The following is a 10,620-nucleotide window of genomic DNA, read 5'->3' as shown; positions in this document are numbered from 1 at the left end:
TCGGCCTGCTGGTGTTCAAGTCGGCCAATCCGGCGGCGATCTGGTCGATCTTCATCTGCTCGATCTGGCCGATGATCATCAACACCGCGGTCGGCGTGCAGCGGGTGCCGCAGGATTACATGAACGTCGCGCGCGTACTGAACCTGTCGGAATGGAAAATCATCACCAAGATCCTGTTCCCTTCTGTATTGCCGTACATGCTGACCGGCGTGCGGCTGGCGATCGGCACCGCCTGGCTGGTGATCGTCGCCGCCGAAATGCTGACCGGCGGCGTCGGCATCGGTTTCTGGGTCTGGGATGAATGGAACAATCTGAACGTGCCGCACATTATCATCGCCATCGTGGTGATCGGCGTGGTCGGCCTGTTGCTGGAGCAATTGCTGGTGGCGCTGGCCAAGGCATTTACCTATGAGCAGGTAGCGAACTAACTGACTAACTGAGGCCGAGGACAACATGGAACAACGCGACGCCAAATTCATCGATATCCACCAGGCTGAAATGGTGTTCAGCACCAGCAAAGGCCAGTTTCACGCACTGCGCGATATCAACCTGACCGTGCGCAAGGGCGAATTCGTGACCTTGATCGGCCATTCGGGCTGCGGCAAGTCGACCCTGCTGAACCTGATCGCCGGTTTGCTGCTGCCGAGCGATGGCGTGCTGATTTGCGCCGGCCGTGAAATCGGCGGACCGTCGCCGGAACGGGCGGTGGTGTTCCAGAACCATTCTCTGCTGCCCTGGCTGACCTGCCACGAAAACATTTATCTCGGCGTCGAGCGCGTGTTTGCCGCTACCGAAAACAAGAGCGCCTTGAAGGAGCGCACCAAGGCCGCATTGGCGATGGTGGGGCTGACCGCGGCCGGGCAGAAGCGTCCGCATGAAATTTCCGGCGGCATGAAGCAGCGGGTCGGCATCGCTCGCGCTTTGGCGATGGAGCCCAAGGTATTGCTGATGGATGAACCGTTCGGCGCACTGGACGCCTTGACCCGCGCCCATCTGCAGGACGAGTTGCTGAAGATCGTCGCCAAGACCGGATCGACGGTAGTGATGGTGACCCACGATGTCGACGAAGCCGTGCTGCTGTCGGACCGCATCGTGATGATGACCAACGGTCCCGCCGCCACCATCGGCGACATCGTGCAGGTGCGGCTGGCGCGGCCGCGCGAACGGGTGGCGCTGGCGCAGGACCCTTTGTATGCCGAGTACCGCACTTCGGTGCTGGAATTCCTGTACCGCAAACAAGCGCATCCGGCAGCGCAAGCGGCGTGACGCCGGCCTGGAGCATATGCGAAGTAGTGCGTTGCGCCGATGCTTTCGCCGAGGGTTGCGCCGATCTCGGCCAGGAGAATTTGCAGCGGGTTGTGGGCTGAACCGCTTGCGCGCAAGGTAAAATGCGCGGCAAATGCCTACTCCCGCCGCCCTCATCGATTGGTCACAACCCTGGCTTAAGCCGTTCCGTATTCTCGGCCAGCGCCTGAGCGCCGTTGCCGCAGTTTCCGATAATTGGCGGCTGGTCTTGAATGCGCTTGCCCAGGAGCGCGGCATCCGCAATTACCAGGGTTTGCCGGTCAGTTTTGTGGCGCAGGCCGAACTGCCGCCGGCGACCGCTTACGAAGCATTCATTGGCAGCAGCGGCAAAGTGCCGACCCGCGACAACCTCCACGATTTCCTGAATGCCCTGGTCTGGCTATCGTTCCCGGCCATCAAGGCGCGCCTGAATGTGTTGCAGGCTGCCGAGCTGGCCAAGGCCGGCACCGTCTCCGGCAGCAGCAAGCCGCGCGGCGCAGCGCGCGATGCCGCCACCATCTTTGATGAAAATGCCGCTTTGCTGCTGGTGCCGGATAACGCCACGGGGCAGTCGCTGAGCGTAGCCTTGCGCCAGCACCAATGGCAGCAAGTGTTTGTCGATCAAGGCCACATGTTTGGCGGCGATGCCGAAGTCTGGCTGTTCGGCCACGCCTTGCTGGAAAAACTGGTGCAGCCATACAAGGCGATTACCGCGCATACCCTGGTGCTTGGCGTGCCGGAATCTTATTTCGCGCTGACCGATGAAGCCAAGCGCGGCTGGATTGATCAGCGCGTTGCCGCCGAACTGGCGCAGCCGGATGCGCTGATCGGGCGCCTGACGCCGTTGCCGGTGCTGGGCGTGCCGGGCTGGAGTAGCGGCCAGGACCAGGCCTTCTATGCTGATGCTGCGGTGTTTCGCCCAAAGCGCGGCAAATGACGCGGCAAATGAGGCCGGCCTGATAAAATCCACCTAGTTAATTTTAAAAGTGATTCTTCGCATGCTATTCCTGGACAGAGCCATCGCCGATTTCGACAACGCCTTGCGGGTGATCACCGGGCAGGCTTCGGCTTCGCGCCCGAATCCGGCGCTGCTGGCTGCCGACGGCGTGCTGGATGCGGCCGAGCAGCGTCACAGCGCCGGCCTGATGCGGGTCAACCATGTCGGTGAAGTCTGCGCCCAGGCGCTGTATGACGCCCAGGGCCGTTTCGCCCAGGGCGATCCGATCAAGCAGCAATTCGCCGCAGCGGGCAGGGAAGAGGAAGACCACCTGGCCTGGACCGCAGAACGCTTGCGCGAACTGGGTTCGCACGTCAGCTTGCTCAATCCGCTGTGGTATGCCGGTTCCTATGCGCTGGGAACGCTGGCGGCGCGCCTGGGCGATGTGCGCAGCCTGAGTTTTGTATCGGAAACCGAGCGCCAGGTTGAAGCGCACCTCAGCAGCCACCTGGAACAATTGCCGCTGCAGGACGCCAAGTCGCGCGCCATCGTCGAGCAGATGCGCGACGATGAAATCGCCCATGGCGCGGCGGCGCGTTCGTTGGGGGCGGCTGAAATGCCGCGTCCGGTGCAAAAAGTGATGCAGGCGATGTCGAAAGTGATGACGACAGTCGCCTACCATATCTGAAGCACTAGGCTTCGATTGCGGTTTCCGCCAGGTCGTCGACGATGTCGAAGGAGTGGGTGATTACAGCGGTTTTTTCCAGCATGATCGAGGCCGAGCAGTATTTTTCATGCGACAGCTTGATCGCGCGTTCCACCAGGTTGGGCTTCAGGTTGCGGCCGCGTACGGTGAAGTGGAAATGGATCTTGGTGAATACCTTAGGCTCTGTCTCCGCCCGTTCCGATTTCAGCGTGACGTCGCAGCCGCGGATATCCTGGCGGCTTTTGCGCAGGATCAGCACTACGTCATAAGCAGTGCAGCCGCCGGTGCCGGCCAGCACCACTTCCATCGGCCGCGGCGCCAGGTCGCGGCCGCCGCCGTCCGGCGCGCCATCCATCGTCAAAATGTGGCCGGAGCCGGTTTCTGCCAAAAACGTCATGCCGGACGAGCCGGTCCAGCGAACAGTGCATTCCATATGATCTCGTGAGGGTGGTGAATTGTGTCGTCATATTCTAACTGCTCTTGGCGGACCCGGTTTAGCTGGCTTTTGTTGCACAAAAGAAAATTAAACCGTAAATTTTTACTAAAAACCTCGATTCTCTACCTTGCGATGCACAATTCTGTTTGCTAATATCAATCTAACCGTTGCGAGATTGATTCTCGGCAATTAACGCCATGTCTCCTCCACCCCTCCACAGGAGTGGATTTAAACCCGACGCCACAGCGCAGTTCGGGTTTTCTTTTATCTGCAGGAGCGGTTGCAGGTGTTTACCGCCCTGTTTACAACCGCATTTACAACATCCCATAGCGCAAACGGCCATTTTTTTCAATCGGTTTGACGCCAAGTCCTTGAAAAGGCTATAATTTACGGCTTTTCCGTTTGCTCAGGAAAAGATAACAAGGAAGAGTCTGTCGCTGATGCAGGACGATGCTCCGGTCTAAAAGCCGGTTTTTCGATAGCGGCGGAACCACCATTTGAGCGAATTAAACTAGTTAGGAAGTCAACATGAAAACTTTTTCCGCTAAGGGCCATGAAGTCCAGCGTGATTGGTTCGTGATTGACGCGACGGACAAAGTCCTCGGACGTGTTGCCAGCGAAGTGGCACTCCGACTGCGCGGCAAACACAAACCCGAATTTACTCCTCACGTTGATACCGGCGATTTCATCGTCGTCATCAACGCAGGTAAACTGCGCGTCACTGGCGCCAAGGCAACCGACAAGACGTATTTCCGTCACTCCGGTTACCCAGGCGGCATCTACGAAACAAATTTCCAGAAAATGCAACAGCGTTTTCCAGGTCGTGCGCTGGAAAAAGCGGTCAAGGGCATGCTGCCTAAGGGTCCGCTTGGCTACGCCATGATCAAGAAGCTCAAAGTGTACGCAGATGGCAGCCATCCGCACACCGCGCAGCAACCTAAAGCACTTGAACTCTAAGGAATAGACATGATCGGTAACTACAATTACGGAACCGGCCGTCGCAAGAGTGCAGTGGCTCGCGTCTTCATCAAGTCAGGCTCCGGCCAAATCGTCGTCAACGGCAAGCCAGCGAATGAATATTTTTCGCGCGAAACCGGCCTGATGGTGATTCGCCAGCCACTGGAACTGACCAACCATGTCGAAACTTTCGACATCAAGGTCAATGTCAGCGGCGGCGGTGAATCCGGCCAGGCTGGCGCAGTTCGCCACGGCATCACTCGTGCACTGATCGACTACGATGCAACTTTGAAACCGGAGCTGTCCAAAGCCGGCTTCGTTACACGTGATGCACGTGAAGTTGAACGTAAGAAGGTCGGTCTGCGCAAGGCTCGCCGCGCAAAACAATTCTCCAAGCGCTAATCTACGCTTTCAGAATATCGAAAAGCCGCCAGGTTTGCGCCTGGCGGCTTTTTGCCATTTGCTGCCGGTTTTTTGCGTTGTCCGTTGCGCTCTTTATCAAAAGGTAACATTGGGAAACGCGCTGCAGCGCCTGTGCCTGCAAGGTATTTCCGATTTCAATGTTAAGCCGCCCTAACGATTCATTGGCTGATAAAATAGCCAGCTCTTGGCGGCAATTTACCCAAAACACCGGGTCCAACATCGTATTGTTTTCATATCGGGTTTGAAAGCCGGGTGGAAAAAATATACAGCTCCATGCAAGGAAAAAAGATGATCAAAGTCGGGATTGTGGGTGGTACGGGTTATACAGGCGTCGAGTTGCTGCGTTTGCTGGCGACCCATCCGCATGCGCAGCTGCAGGCGGTGACTTCGCGCAAGGAAGACGGCATGCCGATTGCCGACATGTACCCGTCTTTGCGCGGCCGCGTTGCGCTGGCGTTTTCCGCACCTGAAAAAGCCCGCCTGACCGACTGCGACGTGGTGTTCTTCGCCACCCCGCACGGCGTCGCCATGGCGCAGACGCCCGAGCTGCTGGAAGCCGGCGTCAAGGTGATCGACCTGGCCGCCGATTTCCGCCTGCAGGACACCGCGGTGTTCGAGAAATGGTACAAGATGCCGCACGGCTGCCCCGAGCTGCTGAAGGAAGCCGTATATGGTTTGCCGGAGCTGAACCGCGCCGCCATCAAGGACGCGCGCATCATCGGCAATCCGGGTTGTTATCCGACCACCATGCAGCTCGGCCTGGCGCCGTTGCTGAAAGCCGACGTGATTGACGCTTCGCACCTGATCGCCGATTGCAAATCGGGGGTATCCGGCGGCGGCCGCAAGACGGAAATCGGCATGCTGTTCTCGGAAGCCAGCGACAATTTCAAGGCTTATGGCGTATCCGGCCATCGGCATACGCCGGAAACGCTGGAGCAGCTCGGCAAGCTGACCGACCAGAAAGTCGGCCTGTTGTTTACGCCGCATCTGGTGCCGATGATCCGCGGCATGCATTCGACCATCTACGCGCGCCTGACCAAGGATATCGACAACGCGGCCTTGCAGGCGCTGTTTGAAGATGCCTACAAGGATGAGCCGTTTGTCGATGTGATGCCGTTCGGCTCGCATCCGGAAACCCGTTCCACCCGTGCATCGAACATGTTGCGGATCGCCTTGCATCGTCCCGACAATGGCGACACCGTGGTGGTGCTGGTGGTGCAGGACAACCTGGTCAAAGGCTCGGCCGGCCAGGCAGTGCAATGCATGAACCTGATGTTCGGCCTGGAAGAGACTACCGGCTTGCTGCACGTGCCGGTCATGCCATGACGCCATGCGTCTTTTTGAGCGGCCGAGCCGGCAGCGATGAAGTATAAATTGTGGGTTCGGCGCATGTCGATTTCGGCGCCGAAGATGACGGTGAAGAGCCATTACCCGTGGCCGCTGAAAGCGCTTTTCCTGGTGCTGGTGCTGGGTTTTGGCGGCGCGATCGCACTGTGGATATATGACCTCGGGCGCGATTTCACCGGCCACAGCCCGGTGGTCAGCAAACAGCAGCTGGCCGACCTCAATGAAAAAGTGGGCGTCTTGACGGCGGAGCGGGATCGTTTCTCGAGCACCGTCAATGCCGCCGAAAGCCGGCTCAATATCGAGAAAGCGGCGCAGGAGCAGTTGGGCCAGCAGATCAAGGTGCTGGAAACCGAGAATGCCAAGCTGAAAGAGGACCTGGCGTTTTTCGAGGGGCTGCTGCCGAATGCGACAGGCAGCCAGGGCATCACCATCCAGCGCCTGACTGCCGAATTGTTGACGCCTACACAATTGCGCTATCGAATGTTGATCATGCAGGGCGGCAAAGGTGCCAATTTTGTTGGAAATGTGCAACTATTGGTGACTGCGACAGTGGCGGGTAAAAGCACGGTGCTGATTTTCCCGGGCGCCAGCGCCACGGCTGCAGAAAAGACCGCGTCCCAGCTGGATTTCAAGTATTACCAGCGCGTCGAGGCTGAACTGACTTTGCCGGAAGGCGCCGTGGTCAAGGCGATTCAGGCCAAGGTCATGGAAAAGGGCCAGATGCGGGCGCAGCAAACCTCTAATTTGTAAAAAAGGAAACATCATGTTCAACCGTAAAGCAAAGAGCACTATCGATAGCTTGATTGGTTCGTCGACCAGCATCGAGGGCGATGTCCACTTCAAGGGCGGTCTGCGCATCGACGGCAATGTGAAAGGCAATGTAGTGGCGGAGCCTGGCGAAACCAGCGTCCTGGTGATTTCCGAGAGCGCCAAGGTGGAAGGCGACGTGCGGGTCGCCCACCTGGTGGTCAACGGTGAGATCAGCGGCAATGTTTATTCCGCCGAACTGCTTGAATTGCAGCCGAAAGCCCGCATAACCGGTGATGTCAATTACAAGGCGCTGGAAATGCACAGCGGCGCCCTGGTAAGCGGCAAACTGACCCATGAACAGAATGTGGCTGAGCCGGTGCTGAAACTTGCCATGTCGCAATCTGCCTAAGATTTGGGGCTGGCCGGCATGAATCCGAGCAAGCGCCTATAATGCAGTATTGTATGTACCCCGCAGGAGCCAAAAATGAATGCTGTCGCTGAAATTCAAGATGTAGTCGCCTCGCCGATCGTGTTTACCGATAGCGCCGCCGCCAAGGTTGCGCAGCTGATCGAAGAAGAAGGCAATCCAGACCTCAAATTGCGCGTTTTCGTGCAGGGTGGCGGTTGCTCCGGTTTCCAGTACGGATTCACCTTCGATGAAATCGTCAACGAAGACGACACCACCATGAGCAAGAACGGTGTGCAGCTGCTGATCGATTCGATGAGCTATCAATACCTGGTCGGCGCTGAAATCGACTACAAGGACGACCTGGAAGGCGCGCAATTCGTGATCAAGAATCCGAATGCGACGACTACCTGCGGTTGCGGTTCTTCTTTCTCGGCTTGATCAAGTAATTACGTAAGCAACACGCGGCTCTTGAAAAAGGACGCCGGGGAGAAATCCTTGGGCGTCCTTTTTTATTGTCTGCTTATTGCCCGTTGCCGATTGCGTTTCCGGCAGGATGCCCTCAGGCCGGATACAGCGCCCCCAGGATCCGTAAGCCGCGTGCCCCGGTCACCAGCGGCAGGTTGCCTGGCTGGCGCTGGTCAAAACGCAGCGCCAGCCAGGCGAAAGCCACTGCCTCGACATGGTTGGGAGCAATGCCGAGCGCTTCGGTAGATTGCACGGCTGCCGCCAGCTGGCGGTTTTGCAGCGCTTGCGCCAGCTGCTGCATCAGGTACGGGTTATAAGCGCCGCCGCCGCAGACATACACGGTTTGCGCCGTCGGCGCATGCTGTGCGATCGCGTCGGCGATGGTAGTGGCGGTCAGCAGCGCCAGCGTGGCCTGCACGTCGGCGGCGGCAAGTTGCGGCAAACTGCCGAGATGGCGCGCCAGCCAGGCTTCGTGGAACAGGTCGCGCCCGGTGCTTTTGGGCGGCGCCGCGGCAAAATAATCTTCCTTGCGCATGGCGTCGAGCAAGGCCGGCGCCGGCTGGCCGCTGGCCGCCCACAAGCCGTTCTCATCATAGTCCTTGCCGTGATGGCGCTTGATCCATAAATCCATCAGGACATTGCCCGGCCCGGTATCGAAGCCGATGACGTCGCGGCTCTGGCCCGGCGTCGCCTGGCCATGCAATACGCTGATGTTGGCGATGCCGCCGATATTTACCACCACCCGGGTTTGTTCCGGATCGGCGAACACAGCCTGGTGGAAAGCCGGCACCAGCGGCGCGCCCTGGCCGCCGGCGGCGATGTCGCGGCTGCGGAAATCGGCGATGACGTCGATCCCGGTCAGCTCGGCCAGCAGCGCCGGGTTGTTGGCCTGGCGCGTAAAACCCAGTTCGGGCCGATGCCTGATGGTCTGGCCGTGGACGCCGATGGCGCGGATCTGGTCTGGCCGCAAACCGGCATCTGCCAGCAGGCGCTCGACGCAAGCAGCGTAATGCGAACTCAGGGTATTGGCGACCAGCGCTTCGCGTTCGATCTCATCCTGGCCGGCGGTTTGCAGCGCCATCAGTTCGGCGCGCAGCGAAGCTGAAAACGGCATGTAGGCCGAGGCCAGGGTGGCTACCGGATGCTGCACCGGGGCGCTGGGAAATGCTGCGATGACGCCATCGACGCCATCCAGGCTGGTGCCGGACATCAGGCCGATGAACAAGCCGCTTTGGGTAGTTGGAGTGGACATAATAAAACCGTTGTGAGATCAGCTGATTTTACTAGCGACTCGACAACGGTTTTAAGTTTATTCTGAATTCAGCAAATGAGTTCAGCAAACTCCAGGCATGCCGGAAATTTATTTTGACGCCAGCTTGGTGGCTGGCGCAGCAGCTGTTTCGCCGCTCAGCAGGTTAAAACGATGGGTGATATCGGCCGCAACCGTCTTGAAGCGCTCCAGCTCGACCCCGGCCAGCGGGCTGGCGGTAGGCACTACCACCGACATCGGATCGCGCGGCTCGTTGGCGACCCGGAACTCGTAATGCAGGTGGGGGCCGGTCGCCCAGCCGGTCATGCCGACGTAGCCGATGACATCGCCCTGGCTGACCTTGCCGCCCTTGCGCGAGGTCGGCGCAAAACGGCTCATGTGCGCATACACCGTTGAATATTTGCTATCGTGCTTGATGATGACCACGTTGCCGTAGCCGCTTTCAACGCCGGCAAAGTCGATCACGCCGTCGGCGGTGGCATGGATGGGCGTACCCGTGGCGGCGGCAAAGTCGACGCCGGTATGCTTTTTCCACTTGCCCAGGATAGGGTGCACGCGCATCGAGAAGCCGGAAGAAATGCGGGTAAAGGTCAGCGGCGATTTCAAGAAGGCCTTTTTCAGCGATTTGCCGTCGAAACCGTAGTAGCCGCCCTGGCCGCTGGCTGGTTCGTCAAACCAGACTGCCTGGAACGGCTTGCCGCCGTTCACGAATTCGCCGGCCAGGATGCGTCCGGCGCGCAGGAACTGGCCGTTCTGCCAGAATGTTTCATAGGCGACATTAAAATGGTCGCCGCGTTTCAGGTCGGAAGCAAAATTGATGTTGGTGCCGAACATGGCGACGATTTGCGAGGCCACGCTGTCGGGGATATCGGCGGCATCGGTGGCGGCGAACAGCGAGGAGCGGATCACCCCGGTATGCATTTCGACGCGCCGTTCAACCGTGGCGCTTTCCTCGCTGACGGTAAACTTGTCGCCGTCGCGGTGGATCAGCAGATTGGTCGGAGTATCGTCGCCGTCGGCAATCGTCGCGCGCAGCATCTGCAGTACGCCGTCATTGCTGGTCTGCGCCTGCACCGTGGTGCCGGTCTTGAGGCGCAGCACGGCGCGTGCGCGGCGGTCCGACTTGATGAAATTGCTGGCCTGGTCGTCGTCTACGCCAAGCCGGGTCAGCAAGGTCGCCAGCGTGTCGCCGGCGCGCATCTTGTCTTCGGCAACATAAAGTTGTTGCTGAGCTTCAAGTTTTGCGATCTGTTCACTAAGGCTGGGCAATTCCAGTTCGGCGGAAATCGCTTTCACCGACACTTCGTCAGGATCCATTGGCAGCGGAGCAACACCGGCCGCGCCAAAAGCAACCAGGGTCAGCAACACGGCCGAAGCGGAGACAATACGGCTTTTAGGCGTGGAATCAGCAAAACAAGCATAGACCCGGGCTGGTATCTGCTTGAAAAACGGCTTGATACTGGACCGCAAGTTGATGATTTTATCTTTGAGAGACATGCAATACGTTAAAATTTGCCGTTTGCTACCGATTCTTGTGTTGTTGTTTGATTGAACGACTTGCGGCGGGTTAAAAGGATCAGGGATTATACCTTAGGGTATCTTGGGCGGTTGTAGGACTAGTCTGATTTTCTCGTAA

Annotated in this window: 14 protein-coding genes; 10 read left to right on the top strand and 4 right to left on the bottom strand. The window is 58.6% G+C overall.

Annotated elements, in window-relative coordinates; translation table 11 throughout:
* The 4 genes from JWQ61_RS16785 to coq7 form a co-directional block, all read left to right on the top strand.
* The coding region (locus tag JWQ61_RS16785; protein ID WP_304361525.1) for an ABC transporter permease subunit at positions 1–428 on the top strand (428 nt) is incomplete at its 5' end.
* A gap of 25 nt (positions 429–453) precedes the next feature.
* A complete protein-coding gene (locus tag JWQ61_RS16780; RefSeq protein WP_144739457.1) occupies positions 454–1,266 on the top strand; it encodes an ABC transporter ATP-binding protein in 813 nt (270 codons plus the stop codon).
* A 133-nt stretch (positions 1,267–1,399) separates the two neighbouring features.
* Positions 1,400–2,221 (top strand): DUF3025 domain-containing protein, encoded by an 822-nt coding sequence (locus JWQ61_RS16775; protein WP_304361524.1) that lies wholly within the window; start codon positions 1,400–1,402, stop codon positions 2,219–2,221.
* Positions 2,222–2,282: 61 nt separating this feature from the next.
* Positions 2,283–2,909, top strand: coding sequence for a 2-polyprenyl-3-methyl-6-methoxy-1,4-benzoquinone monooxygenase (gene coq7 / locus JWQ61_RS16770; protein ID WP_304361523.1), 627 nt, complete (start codon positions 2,283–2,285; stop codon positions 2,907–2,909).
* A gap of 4 nt (positions 2,910–2,913) precedes the next feature.
* Here the strand turns inward: coq7 and JWQ61_RS16765 are convergent, their stop codons facing one another.
* Positions 2,914–3,360 carry an OsmC family protein gene (locus JWQ61_RS16765; RefSeq protein WP_304361522.1) on the bottom strand — a complete coding sequence of 149 codons (447 nt, stop codon included), beginning with the start codon at positions 3,358–3,360 and terminating at the stop codon, positions 2,914–2,916.
* Positions 3,361–3,891: 531 nt separating this feature from the next.
* Between JWQ61_RS16765 and rplM the strand changes: the two genes are divergently transcribed.
* Together rplM and rpsI are read left to right on the top strand one after the other, a co-directional pair.
* Entirely contained in the window at positions 3,892–4,320 is a 429-nt protein-coding gene (gene rplM / locus JWQ61_RS16760) for a 50S ribosomal protein L13 (protein WP_014007943.1), read from the top strand.
* Positions 4,321–4,329: 9 nt separating this feature from the next.
* Complete coding sequence (rpsI, locus tag JWQ61_RS16755; protein ID WP_014007942.1) at positions 4,330–4,722, top strand: 30S ribosomal protein S9; 393 nt, start codon at positions 4,330–4,332, stop codon at positions 4,720–4,722.
* A gap of 1 nt (position 4,723) precedes the next feature.
* On the opposite strand, the gene JWQ61_RS16750 is transcribed toward rpsI, so the two are convergent.
* Positions 4,724–4,963 (bottom strand): hypothetical protein, encoded by a 240-nt coding sequence (locus JWQ61_RS16750; protein WP_304361521.1) that lies wholly within the window; start codon positions 4,961–4,963, stop codon positions 4,724–4,726.
* 68 nt (positions 4,964–5,031) lie between these two features.
* Here JWQ61_RS16750 and argC point away from each other — a divergent pair, with 68 nt between their 5' ends.
* The 4 genes from argC (at position 5,032) to erpA (ending at position 7,687) form a co-directional block, all read left to right on the top strand.
* On the top strand, positions 5,032–6,069 hold the full coding sequence (gene argC, locus JWQ61_RS16745; RefSeq protein ID WP_304361520.1) for an N-acetyl-gamma-glutamyl-phosphate reductase: 1,038 nt from the start codon (positions 5,032–5,034) through the stop codon (positions 6,067–6,069).
* Between the two features lie 36 nt (positions 6,070–6,105).
* A complete protein-coding gene (locus JWQ61_RS16740; protein WP_304361519.1) occupies positions 6,106–6,840 on the top strand; it encodes a DUF6776 family protein in 735 nt (244 codons plus the stop codon).
* Positions 6,841–6,853: 13 nt separating this feature from the next.
* Positions 6,854–7,249 (top strand): polymer-forming cytoskeletal protein, encoded by a 396-nt coding sequence (locus JWQ61_RS16735; protein WP_014007939.1) that lies wholly within the window; start codon positions 6,854–6,856, stop codon positions 7,247–7,249.
* Positions 7,250–7,324: 75 nt separating this feature from the next.
* Positions 7,325–7,687 (top strand): iron-sulfur cluster insertion protein ErpA, encoded by a 363-nt coding sequence (gene erpA / locus JWQ61_RS16730; RefSeq protein WP_014007938.1) that lies wholly within the window; start codon positions 7,325–7,327, stop codon positions 7,685–7,687.
* A 121-nt stretch (positions 7,688–7,808) separates the two neighbouring features.
* On the opposite strand, the gene JWQ61_RS16725 is transcribed toward erpA, so the two are convergent.
* Both JWQ61_RS16725 and JWQ61_RS16720 read right to left on the bottom strand, forming a co-directional pair.
* Positions 7,809–8,966: an anhydro-N-acetylmuramic acid kinase gene (locus JWQ61_RS16725; protein WP_304361518.1), complete on the bottom strand. Its 1,158-nt coding sequence runs from the start codon at positions 8,964–8,966 to the stop codon at positions 7,809–7,811.
* Positions 8,967–9,074: 108 nt separating this feature from the next.
* Complete coding sequence (locus tag JWQ61_RS16720) at positions 9,075–10,481, bottom strand: M23 family metallopeptidase (protein WP_304361517.1); 1,407 nt, start codon at positions 10,479–10,481, stop codon at positions 9,075–9,077.
* Positions 10,482–10,620 lie beyond the last annotated feature (139 nt).

Source organism: Collimonas fungivorans (assembly GCF_028292705.1).
Taxonomy (GTDB): domain Bacteria; phylum Pseudomonadota; class Gammaproteobacteria; order Burkholderiales; family Burkholderiaceae_D; genus Collimonas; species Collimonas fungivorans_B.
The sequence above is the reverse complement of the archived record's forward strand: the minus strand, read 5'-3'. Positions and strand labels throughout refer to the sequence as shown.